The 17,593-nt window shown below is 63.5% G+C and carries 20 protein-coding genes and 2 pseudogenes; 11 read left to right on the top strand and 11 right to left on the bottom strand.

Going from position 1 to position 17,593, the window contains the following annotated elements; genetic code table 11:
• Positions 1-199: 199 nt before the first annotated feature.
• Positions 200-796: a glutathione S-transferase family protein gene (locus NKJ84_RS20240; RefSeq protein WP_352479252.1), complete on the top strand. Its 597-nt coding sequence runs from the start codon at positions 200-202 to the stop codon at positions 794-796.
• A 76-nt stretch (positions 797-872) separates the two neighbouring features.
• Here NKJ84_RS20240 and NKJ84_RS20235 read toward each other — a convergent pair whose 3' ends face one another.
• Positions 873-1,523, bottom strand: coding sequence for an outer membrane protein (locus tag NKJ84_RS20235; protein WP_254820293.1), 651 nt, complete (start codon positions 1,521-1,523; stop codon positions 873-875).
• 419 nt (positions 1,524-1,942) lie between these two features.
• Here NKJ84_RS20235 and NKJ84_RS20230 point away from each other — a divergent pair, with 419 nt between their 5' ends.
• The 5 genes from NKJ84_RS20230 (at position 1,943) to NKJ84_RS20210 (ending at position 6,224) form a co-directional block, all read left to right on the top strand.
• The gene (locus NKJ84_RS20230) at positions 1,943-2,719 is read left to right on the top strand and encodes an SDR family oxidoreductase (RefSeq protein WP_352507912.1); all 777 of its coding nucleotides are present in this window, start codon (positions 1,943-1,945) and stop codon (positions 2,717-2,719) included.
• Complete coding sequence (gene uvrC / locus NKJ84_RS20225) at positions 2,716-4,794, top strand: excinuclease ABC subunit UvrC (protein WP_352507911.1); 2,079 nt, start codon at positions 2,716-2,718, stop codon at positions 4,792-4,794. The genes NKJ84_RS20230 and uvrC overlap by 4 nt, the downstream gene beginning before the upstream one ends.
• A 100-nt stretch (positions 4,795-4,894) precedes the next feature.
• Complete coding sequence (gene pgsA, locus NKJ84_RS20220) at positions 4,895-5,491, top strand: CDP-diacylglycerol--glycerol-3-phosphate 3-phosphatidyltransferase (RefSeq protein ID WP_254820290.1); 597 nt, start codon at positions 4,895-4,897, stop codon at positions 5,489-5,491.
• Between the two features lies 1 nt (position 5,492).
• Entirely contained in the window at positions 5,493-5,750 is a 258-nt protein-coding gene (gene moaD, locus NKJ84_RS20215) for a molybdopterin converting factor subunit 1 (RefSeq protein WP_352507910.1), read from the top strand.
• 3 nt (positions 5,751-5,753) lie between these two features.
• A complete protein-coding gene (locus NKJ84_RS20210; RefSeq protein WP_352507909.1) occupies positions 5,754-6,224 on the top strand; it encodes a molybdenum cofactor biosynthesis protein MoaE in 471 nt (156 codons plus the stop codon).
• An 18-nt stretch (positions 6,225-6,242) separates the two neighbouring features.
• Here the strand turns inward: NKJ84_RS20210 and NKJ84_RS20205 are convergent.
• Positions 6,243-6,735 (bottom strand): annotated as a pseudogene (locus NKJ84_RS20205) (DoxX family protein).
• Positions 6,736-6,740: 5 nt separating this feature from the next.
• Positions 6,741-7,541: an HvfC/BufC family peptide modification chaperone gene (locus NKJ84_RS20200; RefSeq protein ID WP_352507907.1), complete on the bottom strand. Its 801-nt coding sequence runs from the start codon at positions 7,539-7,541 to the stop codon at positions 6,741-6,743.
• Between the two features lie 195 nt (positions 7,542-7,736).
• Here NKJ84_RS20200 and NKJ84_RS20195 point away from each other — a divergent pair, with 195 nt between their 5' ends.
• Both NKJ84_RS20195 and NKJ84_RS20190 read left to right on the top strand, forming a co-directional pair.
• Positions 7,737-8,504: a YbaY family lipoprotein gene (locus NKJ84_RS20195; protein WP_352507906.1), complete on the top strand. Its 768-nt coding sequence runs from the start codon at positions 7,737-7,739 to the stop codon at positions 8,502-8,504.
• 194 nt (positions 8,505-8,698) lie between these two features.
• Entirely contained in the window at positions 8,699-8,968 is a 270-nt protein-coding gene (locus tag NKJ84_RS20190; protein WP_254820285.1) for a hypothetical protein, read from the top strand.
• A 74-nt stretch (positions 8,969-9,042) separates the two neighbouring features.
• On the opposite strand, the gene NKJ84_RS20185 is transcribed toward NKJ84_RS20190, so the two are convergent.
• From NKJ84_RS20185 to NKJ84_RS20165, 5 genes and pseudogenes are all read right to left on the bottom strand, one after another.
• The gene (locus tag NKJ84_RS20185; RefSeq protein WP_352507905.1) at positions 9,043-9,651 is read right to left on the bottom strand and encodes a class I SAM-dependent methyltransferase; all 609 of its coding nucleotides are present in this window, start codon (positions 9,649-9,651) and stop codon (positions 9,043-9,045) included.
• A 266-nt stretch (positions 9,652-9,917) separates the two neighbouring features.
• On the bottom strand, positions 9,918-10,340 hold the full coding sequence (gene ndk / locus NKJ84_RS20180) for a nucleoside-diphosphate kinase (RefSeq protein ID WP_023677669.1): 423 nt from the start codon (positions 10,338-10,340) through the stop codon (positions 9,918-9,920).
• Positions 10,341-10,582: 242 nt separating this feature from the next.
• The gene (locus tag NKJ84_RS20175) at positions 10,583-10,771 is read right to left on the bottom strand and encodes a DUF1905 domain-containing protein (RefSeq protein ID WP_352507904.1); all 189 of its coding nucleotides are present in this window, start codon (positions 10,769-10,771) and stop codon (positions 10,583-10,585) included.
• Positions 10,772-11,034: 263 nt separating this feature from the next.
• The gene (bluB, locus tag NKJ84_RS20170; RefSeq protein WP_352507903.1) at positions 11,035-11,670 is read right to left on the bottom strand and encodes a 5,6-dimethylbenzimidazole synthase; all 636 of its coding nucleotides are present in this window, start codon (positions 11,668-11,670) and stop codon (positions 11,035-11,037) included.
• Positions 11,671-12,139: 469 nt separating this feature from the next.
• Positions 12,140-12,849, bottom strand: a pseudogene (locus NKJ84_RS20165) (glutathione S-transferase family protein).
• A 77-nt stretch (positions 12,850-12,926) separates the two neighbouring features.
• Between NKJ84_RS20165 and NKJ84_RS20160 the strand changes: the two are divergent.
• The 3 genes from NKJ84_RS20160 (at position 12,927) to NKJ84_RS20150 (ending at position 14,672) form a co-directional block, all read left to right on the top strand.
• Positions 12,927-13,439: a DinB family protein gene (locus NKJ84_RS20160; RefSeq protein ID WP_352495582.1), complete on the top strand. Its 513-nt coding sequence runs from the start codon at positions 12,927-12,929 to the stop codon at positions 13,437-13,439.
• 14 nt (positions 13,440-13,453) lie between these two features.
• The gene (locus NKJ84_RS20155; protein ID WP_352507902.1) at positions 13,454-13,753 is read left to right on the top strand and encodes a hypothetical protein; all 300 of its coding nucleotides are present in this window, start codon (positions 13,454-13,456) and stop codon (positions 13,751-13,753) included.
• A 130-nt stretch (positions 13,754-13,883) separates the two neighbouring features.
• Positions 13,884-14,672, top strand: coding sequence for a GGDEF domain-containing protein (locus NKJ84_RS20150; RefSeq protein ID WP_352507901.1), 789 nt, complete (start codon positions 13,884-13,886; stop codon positions 14,670-14,672).
• A 12-nt stretch (positions 14,673-14,684) separates the two neighbouring features.
• Here NKJ84_RS20150 and NKJ84_RS20145 read toward each other — a convergent pair whose 3' ends face one another.
• The 3 genes from NKJ84_RS20145 to NKJ84_RS20135 all read right to left on the bottom strand — a co-directional run bounded on the left by NKJ84_RS20145 (position 14,685) and on the right by NKJ84_RS20135 (position 17,501).
• Positions 14,685-14,987, bottom strand: a complete 303-nt coding sequence (locus tag NKJ84_RS20145) for a DUF982 domain-containing protein (protein WP_352452964.1) — start codon at positions 14,985-14,987, stop codon at positions 14,685-14,687.
• 164 nt (positions 14,988-15,151) lie between these two features.
• The gene (locus tag NKJ84_RS20140) at positions 15,152-17,233 is read right to left on the bottom strand and encodes an ATP-dependent helicase (protein WP_352507900.1); all 2,082 of its coding nucleotides are present in this window, start codon (positions 17,231-17,233) and stop codon (positions 15,152-15,154) included.
• Between the two features lie 94 nt (positions 17,234-17,327).
• A complete protein-coding gene (locus tag NKJ84_RS20135; RefSeq protein ID WP_352507899.1) occupies positions 17,328-17,501 on the bottom strand; it encodes a hypothetical protein in 174 nt (57 codons plus the stop codon).
• Between the last annotated feature and the right edge of the window lie 92 nt (positions 17,502-17,593).

Here is a 17,593-nt window from a genome sequence, read left to right as displayed (position 1 = left end):
CAATGGTTGTACGCTGGCGGCGCGGTTTTCCGCCTCTGGCCGTTGATGAACCCTGCATGATCGGTCAACAGTGCCCACGCACGAGCCCCTGTCGGAATCGATTTTCGGTGAGGGTCATGCGCGAAGTCACAATGCTACCGCGTCCTTTTGCGCGTCCAACGGGGCATATGGAGCTGTAGCCGGCAAACAGGAATCGACAATGCCCAGACTGCTCTACGCGTCTACTTCCCCCTACAGTTCCAAGGTGCGCATGGCAGCACTTTATGCTGGCATCGCGGTCGATCTCGTGCCGATAAAGACCGAGGAAAGGCCGGCCGAACTGATCGGCGCCAATCCGCTCGGCAAGATCCCGGTGCTGGTGCTCGATGACGGCCGCTCGGTCCACGACAGCCGCGCCATCACGCAGCATCTCAACCGGATGTCGAAGAACGCATTGTTTCCGCGCAATCCCGACAGGCGCCTTGAGGCGGAGGTGCTGGAGGCATTGGCCGACGGTATCTGCGACTGTGCGCTGTCGATGGTCTATGAGCGGCGCACGCGGCCGGAAGAGATGGTCTACCAGCCTTGGCTCGAGCGCCAGTGGACGAAGATTTCGGCCGCGCTCGATCTGCTCAACGCCAACCCGCCGAAGCTGCCGAAGAAAATCACCTTAGGCCAAATCGCATTGCGCGCCTGCCTTGGCTATCTCTCGCTGCGCTTCGCCGGAAAATGGGAAAAGGGCCGCGGCCGGCTGACGCGCTGGGCGGCGCGCTTCGACGAGAAATTCCCGGAACTGAAGCCGGCCATCCCGGCCTGAGGGCGGGCGGCCCAACCGGTGCCACAAAAAAAGCCGGGCGCGAGGCCCGGCTTTTTCGTGTCGTGGCTTGGACGACTTAGAACTTCATACCGACGCCGAAAGTGACGCGATTGTCGGTCGACTTAACTTTGCCGATACCGTCGAAGTCCTTCCTGCCGAAGTCCGTGTAACGATACTCGACACGGCCGAACACATTGTCGGTGATCTTGATGTCGGTACCGACGCCGGCTGTCCAGCCGAACTGCGTGTTGGTGTCGCTTACGCCGGCAGCTTCAATCTTCTGGTTCTTCAGCGCGCCACCGGCGGTGCCGTAGAGCAGGATGTCCGGGCTGACGGCATAGCCGAGGCGGGCACGCAGCGAGCCCTCGAAGCCACCCTTGGCCTCGATGCCGGCATCGTCGCCCTTGACGCCGTTGTAGCCGATATCGGCTTCGGCACCGTAGACGAAGTTCTCCTGCTGCCAATTATAGCCGCCGAAGACGCCGCCGACAAAACCCTTGGTGTCGACGTCGACGCCAATGTCTTTGGCTTTGGCATGGCCGGCGAAGCCGTAGCCGACGCTCACACCGGCATAGGGACCGGCCCAGGATGCGACCGGAAGTTCTGCAATCGGGGCAGGTGCCGGCGGCTCTTCCTGAACCACGTCCGCGGCATAGGCAGTTCCGCCGAGGGCGAACAGCCCAAACGCCACCGCCAGCGGTCGCGCAAATTTAAGATTGGCTTGCATTGTTCTTTACTCCTTAAGCCACAGGACACAGGCTTGTTTTTCATGAGCGCCCTCAACCCGTCCGGGGGATGAAACGGATCCGGCGTTCAACGGTTGCAAATGTCGTGTCGAAATGCGGCTGAAGCGAACCTGAACTTGGGTCATTCCCTGGCACGAATGAGGCAGAACCTTGACGTTGCATCTTCGCAACAGCGAATGTCAGCAGGTTCGCCGTGCTGCACTGCACACGGCTTGGTATAAGGGCTCCAGCGCCCTATATTGCGGACGGGCTGGCCCGAATTCCGGTCGAACCAGAACGCCCACCGGCCACTTTGCCACAATCTTGCCGCAGGTGGAAATGGGATTTAACGCTTGGCGGGCCATAATTTGCCGGCGCTATCCCGGCAGGTCGGAATCGGCATCGGATTAAGGATTGACAGATGAGCAAGGTCGCCGCGACGGCACTGGTGACGGGCGGGGCGAGGCGGATCGGCAGGGCGATCGTCGAAGATCTTGCCGGGCATGGTTTTGCCGTCGCCATTCACTGCAATCGCTCGCTGGCCGAGGCGGAGGCGCTCGCGGCCGAAATCAACGGTGGTCATTTTGGTCGACATGGCCGGGCCGCCGTGGTTGCTGCCGACCTGACCGACATGGATGCCGTCGGCAACCTTGTCGGCCGCGCGGCGGCGGCGCTCGGGCCGGTGTCGCTGCTGGTCAACAACGCCTCGCTGTTCGAGCACGACAGTGTTGAGGATTTCGACTGGCCGGCCTGGGATCGCCATTTCGCCGTGCATGTCAAGGCGCCGGCGCTGTTGGCGCAGACTTTCGCCCGGGCCTTGCCGCAGAACAGTGAGGGGCTGATCGTCAACATGATCGACCAGCGCGTCTGGCGCCCGACGCCGCGTTATTTTTCCTATGCGCTGTCGAAGTCGACATTGTGGGCGTCGACCGAGATGATGGCGCAGGCGCTGGGTCCCCGCATCCGCGTCAACGCTATTGGTCCTGGCCCGACCTTGAAGAACACGCGCCAGCACGACAGCGATTTCGATGCCCAGATTGCCGGGCTGATCCTGAAACGCGGCCCGGAATTGCCGGAATTCGGTGCCACCATCCGTTATCTGTGGGCGGCACGCTCGGTCACCGGCCAGATGATTGCGCTCGACGGCGGCCAGCACCTTGCATGGCAGACGCCCGATGTGACAGGCATGGCGGAATGAGCCCCATGGACCAGAAACAAAAAACGCGCGGTGGCGCCGACGACCTGCCGCCCGAAATCGACCTCGAGGACGAGGCGGCCGAAGAGGTCGTCGAGCCTGCGGCCGGCGGTCCGGACGTCACCTTCACCGCCATCGACTGGACCCCGCATGCCGGCGACGCCGACGGCATGGTCGGCGCCGAGGTGATCCAGACGCTGGTCAAGCGGCTGCCCAATGCGCCCGGCGTCTACCGGATGATGAATGCCGCCGGCGACGTGCTCTATGTCGGCAAGGCACGCAGCCTCAAGAAGCGGGTCACCAGCTACGCGCAAGGCCGGTTCCACACCAGCCGCATCGGCCGCATGGTGCGCGAGACGTCGACGATGGAGTTCGTCGTCACCCGCACCGAGATCGAAGCGCTGCTGCTTGAAGCCAACCTCATCAAGCGCTTGCGGCCACGCTTCAACGTGCTGATGCGCGACGACAAGTCGTTCCCCTATATCCTGTTGACCGGCGATCATGTCTCGCCCGGTATCTACAAGCATCGCGGCGCGCGCTCACGCAAGGGAGACTATTTCGGCCCCTTCGCCTCGGCCGGCGCCGTCGGCCGTACCATCAACTCGCTGCAGCGCGCCTTCCTGCTCAGGAGCTGCACCGACTCCTTCTATGAGAACCGCACCCGGCCTTGCCTTTTGTTCCAGATCAAGCGCTGCGCCGGCCCATGCACCGGCGAAATCTCGCATGGCGATTATGCAAGGCTTGTCGCCGAGGCGAAGGATTTCCTTTCCGGCCGCAGCCAGAAGGTGAAGACGGAGATCTCCGCCGCCATGCAGCAGGCTTCGGAGAACCTCGATTTCGAACGCGCCGCCATCTATCGCGACCGGCTGGCGGCGCTGTCGCATGTGCAGAGCCATCAAGGCATCAATCCGCAGACCGTCGACGAGGCCGATGTCTTCGCCATCCATCAGGAGGGCGGCCAGGTCTGCATCCAGGTGTTCTTCTTCCGCACCGGCCAGAACTGGGGCAACCGCGCCTATTTTCCCAAGGCCGATCCGGCGCTCGAAGCCGGCGAGGTGCTGGGATCGTTCCTGGCGCAGTTCTACGACGACAAGCCGACGCCGCGCACCATCCTGTTGTCGCATGGCGTCGAGGACCAGGAATTGCTGGCGGAGGCGCTCTCCACCCGGGCCGGCCGCAAGGTGTCGATCTCGGTGCCGCAGCGCGGCGAGAAAAAGGACCTGACCGACAATGCGCTGCAGAATTCGCGCGAAGCGCTCGGCCGGCGGCTGGCCGAAACCTCAACTCAGGCGCGGCTGCTCACTGGCTTTGCCGAGACCTTCGGCCTGGAAAAGCCGCCGGTGCGCATCGAGGTCTATGACAACTCGCACATCATGGGAACCAACGCCGTCGGCGCCATGGTCGTCGCCGGGCCGGAAGGGTTTGTGAAGAACCATTATCGAAAGTTCAACATCCGCTCGACCGAGATCACGCCGGGCGACGATTTCGGCATGATGCGCGAGGTGATGCAGCGGCGCTTCTCGCGGCTGTTGAAGGAACATGGCGATGCCCCGCAAACCGAGGGCACGGGCGAGGCGAACCCTACCGAACCGGGCGACGATATCGAGGACGCGGGCGGCTTCCCCGCCTGGCCCGACGTCATCCTCATCGACGGCGGCCAGGGCCAGATGACGGCGGTGCGCAAGATCCTCGCCGATCTCGGCATCGAGGATCGCGTTGTCGCCATCGGCATCGCCAAGGGTCAGGACCGCGATGCCGGCCGCGAACGCTTCTTCGTAAAGGGCAGGGCCCCATTCTCGCTGCCCGTTCGCGATCCGGTGCTCTATTTCGTCCAGCGACTGCGCGACGAGGTCCATCGCTTCGCCATCGGTTCGCACCGCGCCCGCCGCAAGAAGGAGATGGTCAAGAGCCCGCTCGACGAGATCAGCGGCATCGGCCCGGGCCGCAAGCGCGCGCTGCTGATGCATTTCGGTACGGCCAAGGCGGTCAGCCGTGCCGCCGTCGAAGACTTGGTCAAGGTCGACGGCATTTCCGAACAGGTGGCGAAATTGGTCTACAATCATTTTCACGAGAGCTAAGACTTATTGCCGATATTTCGGCTGGCTAATCGATTCTGGCCTGTTGACCCCCCACATTCGCTTCTGATTTGACTAAGCAGGCAGAAAGAGTTCCCAAAACATGTCCCAGCGCGCGTTCAACCTGCCCAACATGCTCACTTACGCCCGCATCCTGGCGGTGCCGCTGGTCGTGCTGTGCTTTTTCCTGGAGGGTCATCTGAAATCGAGCGACTTCGCCCGCTGGTCGGCGCTCATCATTTTCCTGCTCGCCTCGATCACCGATTACTTCGACGGCTATCTGGCGCGCGCCTGGCAGCAGACCTCCAACATCGGCAAGATGCTCGACCCGATCGCCGACAAGCTGCTGGTCGCCACTTGCCTGCTGCTGCTTGCCGCCGACACCGACCGCCATGCCGGCATCGCCGGCTGGTCGCTATGGGCGGCGATCATCATCCTGTGCCGCGAGATCCTGGTCTCGGGCCTGCGCGAATATCTGGCGGCTTTGAAGGTCTCGGTGCCGGTGACGCAGCTCGCCAAATGGAAGACCACCATCCAGATGATCGCCATCGCCTTCCTGCTTGCGGGCCCGGCCGGCGACAAGCTCTTTCCGCTGACCACCCAGACCGGGCTGGTGCTGCTGTGGATCGCCGCCCTGGTGACGCTCTACACTGGCTACGACTATTTCCGCGCCGGCCTCAAGCACATCATGGACGAGTAGCATGTCGACGAAGCTCATTTATTTCGCCTGGGTGCGCGAGCGGATCGGCAGACCGGAAGAAGACGTCGAGTTGCCGGCCGGCATCGAAACGGTCGCCGACCTGTTGCGCTGGCTGAAATCGCGCGGCGAGGAATACGAGCACGCGCTGCAATATCCTGACGTGATCCGCGTCGCCATCAACCAGGAACATGTCGAGCACCGCGAAAAGATCGCCGGCGCGCGCGAGATCGCGCTGTTCCCGCCGATGACCGGTGGCTGAACCATGTCCGCGGTGGTGCCTGTCGTGCGCATCCAGGCGGAGGATTTCGACGTCGCCGCCGAGATCGCCAGGCTGAACAGGGGTCGCAACGACATCGGCGCTGTGGTGACCTTCTCCGGCCTCTGCCGCGATGAGCAACGCAGGCTCTCCGCGCTCGAGCTCGAACATTATCCCGGAATGGCGGAAGCCGAGATATCCCGCATCGCCGGCGAGGCAATCGCGCGCTGGCCGCTGCAGGGGCTCACCGTCATCCATCGCCACGGCAAGATCGCGCCGGGCGAAAACATCGTGCTGGTGGTGTCCGCTTCGGCCCACCGGCAGGCGGCGTTCGAGGCCGCGAATTTCCTGATGGATTATTTGAAATCACGGGCGCCGTTCTGGAAAAAGGAACACCATAGCGACGGTTCCGAAGGCGGCTGGGTCGACGCCAAGGAGGCCGACGACAAGGCGGCGAGCCGCTGGAAGCGAGACTGACCAGGCTTCCGCGAGCCCTCAACCTTTGTCAGTGCCGATCAGATGATCGAGCGAAATCCGGCCGGTTCCCCAGGCCATGATGCCAAGCGCCATCGCCGCCCAGGTAATGTGCAGCGGCCAGCCGTCCGGCACGGTGAACTCGATGACCAGCGTCATCAGCAGCAACCCGAATGCCGCCAGTCGCGTCGCCAGGCCGAAAACAAGGAGAACTGGCAACACGATCTCCGCTGACCCTGAAGCGAACGCCACCAGCGCGGGTGCCGGAAAATCATAAGGACCGCCCGGCAGATGCAATTTGAGTTCCGAGCTGAAAAGCAGCACTGCGACATCGTTCAACTGTAGAAAACCGTCCCATGTTGACGCCGGACCGCCAGAACGGGACAGCGAGCGCGCAGCGCAGGACAAGCTGCGTCAGCGATGGCGTCGCGATCGTGCGCAGGGCGGCATTCAGCCTTTCGACGAGAGCGGCGAACCCTCGCGGTTCGGTGCTCGCGTTCTGCCTATGGCTCATCGTGCTCACCTTTCCTGATGTGCCGTCGTGAAGGCTCCCGCTTCCAGCACACCGGCAATGTTGGCGGAAAGCTCGAATTCGGCACTCTCCGCAAACGCTGCCGCGGCCGCTGCACCGAGCGACTCGCCCGCGACCAGATGCGAGATAAATACTGCGCCGCCGGGCGGTAGGTGGCGGACGAAGACCTCGAGGCCGGGCCGCGTGACCAGCGCATCTTCAGCGCCCGTTGCCCGGATCGGCCCAACAGGAGCGTCGTTCCGGTTTGCCGCGAAGACTGTGACTGCCGGGAACCGGGAGCGCGCGATCCGCGTCGCCGGATGCGGCCGCAGCACGGTGTCGGCAAGCCTCTCGCGAGGGATCGACGCCAGTGCCTCAGCCGACAGCGCCTCCGCGTCGGCGGCATGATAGGCATCGAGCCAGGCCCGCTCGATGCGCGCCACGTCGGCCAGCCACGGCATCGACTGCGCGTGTTCGTAGCGCTCGATGAAATCGGGAAAGTCGCGGCCATATTCGAATAGAAGCGGCGAGGTGGGTGGCGTTTCGCGGATGTGAAAGCGCGCCATCGCGCGAAAGAAATCCGGGCCGGTGATGCGCAGCGTCGCTGGAAAGCTGGCGGCCAGCGCATCGATCAGGCTGACCGTGACGTTGTTGCGGTAGACGGCATATCGCTTGATCGCAGCCTTCCCGTTCGGCCCCGAGACAGAGTCAGGCGGGGCACGGTCAGGATCGAGCAAACCGGCGGTGAATGCCGCCGCATAGTCAAACCGGCGGCCGAGATCGCCCGACTGGAGCTCATCCTGCGGCATGGGCTTTTCCGAGACAGCCGCCTAGCGTTTACTTAACAGAGTTTGCGGAGCGGCCAAGAAGGCGGACGACAAGGCGGCGGGCCGCTGGAAGCGCCCCGCCGTCCAAACAAATTTCTGGGACAGCCATGCCCATACGCCGCCGGCCATTCATTGACCGCAATCCTGCGAAACCCTTTGCCGAAGGGGAGCAGGATCATGCTGGACAGGATCGCCGAGTTCTTCATCTTCGGACTGGTGCCGCTGGCCGTTGGCATACTTGCCGTTCCGGATCGTTCCGTGGCTGCCGAAAAGACCCTCAAGGGCGAGGTGATGTATCGCGAGCGCATCGCGCTGCCGCCCAATGCCGTGCTTTCCGTGCAGCTTGCCGACGTGTCGCTGGCCGACGCGCCGGCAGCAATCATCGGCGAGCGCAAGGTGGTGCCGGCCGGCCAGGTGCCGATCAAGTTCGAGATCAGCTTCGACCCGCGGGTGATCCGGCCTGATATGACCTACGCGCTGCAGGCGCGCATCACCGTCGATGACCGGCTGCTATTCGTCACCGATACGCGCCATCAGGTCGACCCGCTCAGCGACGCGCCACAGACCATCATGCTGAAAATGGCGGCGCCGGGCGACGAGCCGGCGGCACCTTCCGTGTTCGGCCAAAGCTGGCTGGTCGAATATATCGACGGCGTCGGCGTGATTGCCGAGCCGCGGGCGACATTCCGCATCAGCGAAGCCGGCAAGGCCGGCGGCAGCGGCCCTTGCAACGTCTATTTCGCCACCGCCAGGATAAACGGCTCGACGATCGCTATCAGCGGCATCGGCTCGACCTTTAAGGCCTGCGCGCCTCAGGTCATGGCCGAGGAAAAGGCGCTGTTCGAGGCGCTGGCCAAAGCAGCATCCTACCACGTCGACGCCGGCAAGCTTGTCATCGCCGACAGAGATGGCCGCGACATCCTGCGCTTCAATGCCGCGAGCTAGCGCTTAGTCCGCGCCGATTGGCCCGCGCGGCAGCCGCATGTCGATCACGATGTGTTTCAGCGGGAAGAGGCCGGGCAGAGGGCGCGTTAGTTCCACATAAAATGGCGGGTAAGGCAAAAGGGACATTTGTCCCTTCGTTGAAGCCGCCAGAATGGCTGCGGCTCGTTCTGGCCTTAACTCAAAGGAGTCCAGACATGAAAACGCACACGCTTATCCTTGCCGCCACCGGTGCATCGCTCCTTGCCTTTACCGGCCTTGCCAAGGCGGACGACCATCTTGTCAATGCTCTTGACCACGGTCTCAAAGCGGACAGCCAACCGTTCCAGACCAACAAGGCCGGCCATAGCGGCGATCTCGCACCGGGGCAGGGCAGCCCGTTTTCAGGTGAAGAGACCAAGACCCCGTCCACCGACACGGAGGCGGCGAATGAACATGCGAACGTGAAGGAACGCCAGGCGAAATAGACTGACAGAACCCGCCGCTAGGGGGCGGCGGGCGACACACATCCTAGCGACAAAGTCGCATACGCCCGGCATTCTCAATTTGTCGCTTGTTTGAATACCGCGCCATAGTGATAGGGCGGCACATCAACCAATTCGGCAAGCTTGAACCCGCTCGCTTCCACCGCCGCGATGGTCTGTTTGGGTGACAGCCTCAGCTCGGTCTTTGGCCCGCGCGGCTCGCCCAAGAGCGTGGTTTGCTCGCGCGGATACTGGTGCCAGTTGACGATGGCAAAACGACCGGCAGGGTCAAGCGTCGTCCGCACGGCGCGGGCAAGGCGCGGCCGGTCCGGAACGCCATGGAAAGCGTTGGCCATGAAAACGAAGTCGACGGTCTGAGGCACCAGCCCGGCAAGCTCATAGGCGTCGCCCGCCACAAACTCGCAATTGCCCGCGCCGCCTTCGGCCAACCGCCACCTTGCGACTTCGAGCAGATCGGCATCGATGTCGATAGCGATTACATGACGGGCGACCCTGGCGATTGGCAGCGTGAACCAGCCGTCGCCGCAGCAGAGATCGACCACGTCCGTGCCGGGCTTCATGCCTACTGCCGCCAGGACGCTGGCGGGCTCGGGCCACAGCGCTTCCCACCAGCCGCTGGTTGGCATTTCGGTGCCCTGGAAGAAGCCGGGAATGGCGCTGGTCATGGCCTTGTCGGCTCCCCAAAATCCTCATTGTCGGGACGGCGTTTGATCCGCCCTCCGAGCTTAACGCACCGGTGACCCGTCGAGGAGCCTGAAGCTGAAAATGTCCGCTACTGCATATCGCGCAGCAGCGTGCAGCGGTTTTGCGATACCGGCATGCATCAAAACAAGAACCTGAAGTGCATCGCATGAGACCGATCGAACGCGACGCGCTTTAGCGAAAAAGGCCGGCGTTGCGCCGGCCTTTTGATGGGGTTCGAAATGCCGGCTTAGCCGACGATCTCGGTATCCGAGAACCAGTATTTGATCTCTTGCGCGGCGGTTTCCGGCGCATCGGAACCGTGCACGGAGTTCTCGCCGATCGACAGTGCGTGCAGCTTGCGGATCGTGCCTTCGGCGGCGCTTGCCGGATTGGTGGCGCCCATCACTTCGCGGTTCTTGGCAATGGCGTTCTCGCCTTCCAGTACCTGCACGACTGTCGGGCCCGACGACATGGATTCGACCAGCTCGCCGAAGAACGGACGTTCCTTGTGGACGGCATAGAAACCTTCCGCCTCGCGGCGGCTCATCCACACCCGGCGCGAAGCGACGACGCGCAGGCCGGCATCTTCCAGTATCTTGGTGATAGCGCCGGTGAGATTGCGACGGGTCGCGTCCGGCTTGATCATGGAAAAGGTGCGTTCGAGCGCCATGGGGTCGTCCTTGTGATGGAGAGTGGAATTGAGGGTGGCGGGCTCTATACAAGCCGCCCGCCGCCTTGCCAAGGGGAGGCCGGCGCAGCGCGCATTTCTGCGCTGGGGCGGCGGACTTTCAAGTCGAACCATGCCGCCGCTCATCTTTTTGTTGAGATCGGATTTTCCGACAACCGGTACCCACTTGGGTCCGATCGACTGGCCGCCCTATAGCGCGTCGTCGTCAGCCTGACCCGACGTCGTCATAACTGCATCTCGATCGTCAGGTTGGCCGTGTCGCCAGCCCCGAGGCCTTCGCGGACCCGCACCGCGGTCTTGATCGGCAAGAGCAGGCTGCCGGATTTCTTGTCGGGAAACAGCGATGTCCGCCATCTGGTCTGGCCGATGACGGCCTCCACGCCAAGGGAGCCCCAGGGGCCTTGCCATCCCAACCATCGCCGCCTTGATCCGGGCTCCAAGCTCCGGCGGCAGGGTCACGAAATGCCAGCCGCCCTTGCCCGGATAGACCCAGATCTCGGCCTGCATGTCGTAGCGAAACATTCTATGCACTTCCTCAGGTCAAGGCCTTCACGACCGGCTTTGCCATGGTGTCTTGCTGGCATGCTGACGATCGGCGAACCATCCATGATATCCACAGCCCTGCTGGGGAGGAGTCATTCTTCCCCGCAAGGAGGATGGCAGCGCTGCCATTCCACTACCGCCTTGTCACGATAGACGGCCGCCGCGTTTCCCAGCCTTCCCGTTCCAGTTCCGGCACGCTGTGGTTCTCGCTGGGGTAGCCGATGCAGAAGTAACCGATCAGTGTCCACTCCGGCGGCACGTCCAGGATCGTCGCCATCTCGGCCGGATCTAGGATCGAGACCCAGCCCATGCCTATTCCCTCGGCGCGCGCCGCCAGCCACATCGTGTGGACCGCCATGACAGCGGAATAGTCTATGGTGGCTGGCATGGTCTGGCGGCCAAGCCCATGCCCTTGCTCGGTTGCGCGGTCGGCGAAAACCGCAAGCTGGCAGGGCGCCTCGTTCAGGCCGGCAAGTTTCAGGCGCCCATAGAGCGCGGCGCGTTCACCGCAAAAATTTGCGAGTGCCTCCGCGTTGCAGCGCTCGAAGCATGCCCTGACGGCGGCGCGGCATGTTTCGCTCTCGACGATGACGAAGCGCCAAGGTTGGCTCAGCCCGACGGACGGCGCGGCGCTGGCAAGCTCGAGCAGCCGCTCCAGCGCCCCTTCCGGGAGCGGCGTCGGCTTGAACCGCCTGACGTCGCGCCGCCACAGGAAGAGCTTGGCGAGCCCGGCGCGAAAGTCGGCCGGGAACTCTGGGTTTGCGGTCATGGCGCGCTGCCTTTGTTGTGGTTGCCCGGTTCGCCGGATTTTCGTCTTGTTTGCTTCGATCCGGGCAGTGATGCGGCGCCTCAAGCGACACGTCGTCTACCCGCGTTGTCGCATTTCGCCGGGCGGGAATTCTAATCCATGTCGCGCAAAAGTGTGCAGCGGTTTTGCGGCAACGACATGCGTCAAAACAAGTGCATGTCGCGCAAAGGTGTGCAGCGGTTTTGCGGTAACGACATGCATCAAAACAAGAACCTAAAGCGCGTCACATGAGGCAGGCCAAACGCGACGCGCTTTAGAGGCCGGGCGACGTTGCCGTCATTTACGCCGTTGAACCTTGATCGGCAAACAAAACCCGCCTCGGCAAGCCGGGCGGGTCGTCGGTACGAATCAGCACCATACCCAAATTACTAGCATAGCTGCCGGCACAAAGCAAGAACAAAATGTGGCGTTGCCGATGAAGCTGCCGAGCTCAACTTGCGAGAGGTGCGATCGCTGCCGGCGCGACCGTGCGGCCGAGGCCGCCATGCAGATCGAGGCATCGTTCGAACCATTGAGCCACGACATCGCTGTCGTCGAGCAGCCGGTAGGGCGTGGCGATACGCGCCCATTGCAGCGCGCCGAAAACGATGTAATCGGCAAATAGCGGCGACGGGCCGCCAATGAAGGGCTGATAGCCGAGCATCGAGCGGAGCGGCTCCAGCGAGGCGCGGAAGCCGGCGAGCCCGGCGTCGCGGGTGGCGTAAACCGCCTCCAAGCGCTTGCCGAAGCGCTGTTCGCGGTTCTGCCGGAAATAGGCGGCATTCGCCTCGTCCTGCATGGCATGCAGGTCCAGTAGCGCCGCGGTGGTGACGTAGGGATGGATGGTCAGCTGCGACCAGCGTTCGATGAAGCGCGCCGTCGCCTTACCGCCGTCGCCGGAAACAATGTCGGCCGCTCGGGATAGGCCTCCTCGAGATAGAGCGCGATGGCGAAGGAATCGGCGACCACCGTCTCGCCGTCGCGGATCACCGGAACGAGCTTCGAGACACCGCCTTCCACCTTCGGCACTTCGAGGAAACGGGTCGGCACGCTGGTGATGTCGAGCCCTTTGTGGGCCAGCGCCATCACCGCCTTCCAGCAATGTGGGCTGAATGGGCGGGCGGCGTCGCGTCCAACAAGGTCGTAGAGCAGAATGGTCATTGGCGGCAGCGTCCTTGCAGTCTAACTATGGCCGAAACAGACCCGCGCGAAACAGGGTCCCGCAGGTCGAGAGAAGAATGAAACAGCATTTCAGGATGTTTGCGGCCTACAATCAATGGGCCAACGGCCGCATCTACGATGCCGCCGCCGATCTCGACGAGGAAGAGTTCGACCGCAATGTCGGCGTCTTCTTCGGCTCGATGATGGGAACGCTCAACCACCTCCTGGCAGCCGACCGTATCTGGATGAAACGCTTCACCGGCGAGGGCGACGCGCCGGCAAGGCTCGACACGATCCTGCACCGCGCCTTGCCAGGCTTGCGGCTGGCGCGCGAGGCCGAGGACAAACGGATCATCGACTGGGTTGCCGGCTTGAGCGACAAGGCGCTGTCGGGCCGCTTCTCCTACATGACCGTCTCGGATATGCGCACCGTCTCGCAGCGGTTGGCGCCGGCGCTCGACCACTTCTTCAACCACCAGACCCACCACCGCGGCCAGGCGCATGCGATCCTGACCGTTCTGGGCAAGCCAAGCCTCGGACTGGACCTGACGATGTTCCAGCGCAGCGAGGAGGGCAGGGCATTCGCCTGAACCTGGGGCGGCTGGTGAAGCGGATGGTCGATAGCGGACGATCTGCCGAGATTGCAAAAAGCGCCAAAACATTTTATGGAGCGCATGGTCGTGAGGGCGGCCGCTTCAGCAGCATTCAGCAGCAACAGCGAGAATTGGCACGCATGCCCAATGAACCCTTGCGCCTTGTGGCGTTCTTCGCCGTGGTCCTGGCGCTTCTCAACTCCGGTTATTATTTCCACCAGGGCGACATTGTCGCGACCATCTATTTCATGATCGGCGCCATTCTTGTGACTGCGGTGACCCGGATGAGCATCAGAAGGCAGCTGATTTAGGACCGATCTTCTTATCTGGCCGCCATCTCGACGGCTGGTTCGCTTCGACTGCGATCGAATTGAAAGCAAAGTCTTAGGACTTCGTTTGTGCTGTTGCTTCAAGGTAGCCGGCTGAAGCAGGAGCAAAAGCATGCAGATCGATGTGTCCCCGACGAGCTGGGGCAGGGTCGTGGCGGTTACCGTCGCGGGCACGGCGGTCTGCATTGCAGCCGCATTCCTCGTCGATTCCTTCAATTTCCCATATTTGTCGCCGGAAGCGCTGTGGCGGGCGCAGCTGACCGACCTGCTGCTGCCGCTTATCCTGGCCAGCTCGTTCTTCTTTTTCCTGATGTGGAAAATGCGCCAGCTGGCGATCGCGCAAAAGGCACTGGCCGTCGTCGCGGCGACCGACAGCCTGACGGCGGTGTTCAACCGGGGTGCGTTTTCCATGCTCGTCGAGGCCTATCTCGAACAGGCCCGCAGCCATTCTGTCGTTAATGCCGGCGCCTTGCTGATCGTCGATGCCGACCATTTCAAATCCGTCAACGACCGCCTCGGCCACGACTGCGGAGACCAGGCGCTCAAGCTGATCGCCAAGACAATCCAGGGCCAGCTACGCGGCGCCGATATCGTCGGCCGGATCGGCGGCGAGGAATTTGCGGTTTTCCTTCCCGGCGCAGATCCTTCGCAGTCCTGGCTGGTGGCGGAGACAATTCGCCGACGCGTCCGTGAGGCGGAGTTCTCGCCTGACGGCCGGCCCTGTCCTCTCTCGGTCAGCATCGGCGGCGTCGCCTTCAGCGGGCCGACCACCTACGCCGAGATGTTCGTGGTGGCGGACAAGCACCTTTACAAGGCCAAATCGAACGGCCGCGATCAGGTCAGTTTCGAACCCGCAGCAGCGGGCGACCCGCCGGGCAGCGGCCCGATGACGGTCCATTGATGGTCGTTTCGGTCAGGCGGCGTAGCCGCCGAGGCCCCGGGCGACCGGCTTGACCGAGACCGCCGGCTGGGCGGCCGGCCAGAGGATGCCTGCCGTCACGGCGAAGGTGATCAGAGCGTCGCGTGCCGCTTCGGCCGAGATCTCGCCGGCACGTGCCGCCTCGCAGGCCTTCACCGCGGCGCCATAGCTCAGCCGGCGGCGCGAAGGCGGGAACTCGGTGAGGAATTCGTGCATCTCGGAGAACGATGCGATCGTACGCTTGTAGCCGGCGCCAACGGTTAGGGCGACCGGGGTGGAAAACGTCCTGTCGTGCATTCTGGCCTCTCGAATGGGCGGAGGTCACGGCGGACGCCGTTCTCCGGTCTGGGGGTCGGGCAGAAACGCGGATCACGGCGCGAGGTTCCATGTTGCCGGTATTGTTTTTTCGCCGGCTCCGGGAGCGGTCGCCGGGCGAGCAGCGCCGGCGTCGAGGCGGGTGCCTATTTCCACATGCCGCGCATGCGGGCGCCGAGGTCGACACGCACCTGCGGCTGGCGGCGCGGATCGTCTCTGGCCTGGACGCTGGCCCAAGCCACCTGCTCGAAGGCGCCGAGGATAGAGCGCGGGATGAAGCGCGTGCGCGAGGCATAGACATGGCGGTCGCCGCGCGCCGTCTGGCCGTGGACGAAAAAGCGATGCGGCATGACCAGGTGCAGGCTGTCCTTGGCCCGCGTCATCGCCACGTAGAGCAGCCGCCGCTCCTCGTCGACGTCCTCCTTGCTGCCGACGCCGAGATCGATCGGGATGCAGCCGTCGACGGTGTTGAGCACGAAGACGTTCTTCCACTCCTGGCCCTTGGCCGAATGGATCGTCGACAGGATCAGATAATCCTCGTCGCGGTGCGGCGGGCCGGCCTCGTCGCTGGTCGCGTCCGGCGGATCGAGTGTCAGCTCGGTGAGGAAGCGCTCGCGCGACGCATAGCCGGAAGCGATCTGCTCGAGCTGCAGGAGATCGGCCCGGCGCATCGTTGCATCCTCGTGGATACGTTCCAGATGCGGCTCGTACCAGAGCCTGACCTGTTCGATGTCGGCCGGCCATTTTTGCGCGCCGGCACGCAGGCCGCTATAGAGCGCGACAAAGCCCGGCCAGTCGTCGGCGGCACGCTGCGGCGGCCGATAGCGGGCAAGCCCCATCGTCTCGTCGAGCGAATTTGCCATGGTCTCGACGATCGCATTGGCGGCCGAAGGGCCGATGCCCGGCAGAAGTTGCAGCACGCGAAAGCCGGCGACGCGGTCGCGCGGGTTTTCGGCAAAGCGCAGCACGGCCAGCATATCCTTGACGTGGGCGGCATCGAGGAATTTCAGCCCGCCGAACTTGACGAAGGGGATGTTGCGGCGCATCAGCTCGATCTCCAGCGGGCCGCTATGGTGCGAGGCGCGAAACAGCACCGCCTGTGCTTTGAGAACGGTGCCGGCCTCGCGTTCGGTGAGTATCGCCTGGCAGACATAGCTCGCCTGCTCGGTCTCGTCGCGCACACTCACCAGCTTCGGCTTTTCCGCAGATTTGCGCTCGGTCCAGAGATTTTTGGTGAAACGCTCCGACGCTTCGCCGATCACCGCATTGGCCGCCGCCAGGATCGTCTCGGTCGAGCGGTAGTTGCGCTCCAGCATGACGACCTCGGCCGGCTGCGCGAACTGCTTCGGAAAATCCAGGATATTGCGCACTTCCGCGGCGCGGAACGAATAGATCGACTGCGCGTCGTCGCCGACCACCGTCAGCCCCGATCCGTCGGGCTTGAGGGCCGTCAGGATCGAGGCCTGCAGCCGGTTGGTGTCCTGGTATTCATCGACCAGCACATGGTCGAAACGTGCACCCAGATGCGCGGCGATTTCCGGCTCGCCGGCCATCTGCGCCCAGTAGAGCAGCAGGTCATCGTAATCGAGCACGTTCTGCGCCTGCTTGGCCTCGACATATCGGGCGAACAATTGCTTCAGCTGTTCGGCCCAGCCGGCGCACCACGGGAACACCGAACCCAGCACCTCGCCGAGCGGCGCCTGTGCGTTGACGGCGCGCGAATAGATCGCCAGGCAGGTGCCCTTGGTCGGGAAGCGGGCTTCGGTCTTCGAAAACCCAAGCTCGTGGCGGACGAGGTTCATCAGGTCGGCGGAATCCTCGCGATCGTGGATGGTGAAGGCCGGATCGAGACCGATCTCCAGCGCATAATCGCGCAGCAGCCTGGCGCCGATGCCGTGGAACGTGCCAGCCCAGCTCAGCGCATCGGTGATCACCGAGGCATCGCGCCCCAGCACCTCGCCGGCGATGCGCTCGACCCGCTTGGCCATTTCCGCCGCGGCACGGCGCGAAAATGTCATCAAAAGAATGCGGCGCGGGTCGGCACCCCTGACGATCAGATGCGCGACCCGGTGCGCCAGCGTGTTGGTCTTGCCGGAGCCGGCGCCGGCAATCACCAGCAACGGTCCGGCGATCTTGCCGTCGCCATGTTCGACGGCAAGCCGCTGCTCGGCGTTGAGCTTCGCCAGATAGGCCGGCTGGAAGGACGAATCACGGGCGGCGAGGTTCATCGCCCATCAAGCATCGTTTCTGCTTTGTTCGCAACGGTTTGCGGAGCCGGAATAGGGCCCGTGAGCGAAGAAGCCTTGCGGGCAGGCCTGTCGACTAACGCTCGGGCTCGACGCCCATCCTTGCCGATTGCCGCCGCAGCGCCTCGCGATCGTCCTGCGGCGGCGGCAGCAGCAGCGGATCGAAATCGTCGGGCACCTCATCGATCACTTTCCTGGCGACGCGATAGGCGACATAGACGATTGCCCCGGCGATGAGCAGACGGATCATGCCTTCCTCCATTGATTGTGCAGCAACCGGAGACGCGGCATTTTGTTCCCAGGCCCCTTGGCGAATGCGGGAACGACACCGGCCGCGCAACC

The organism is Mesorhizobium sp. M0048 (assembly GCF_040323405.1).
GTDB lineage: Bacteria > Pseudomonadota > Alphaproteobacteria > Rhizobiales > Rhizobiaceae > Mesorhizobium.
This window is presented reverse-complemented; position numbering and strand designations above follow the sequence as displayed.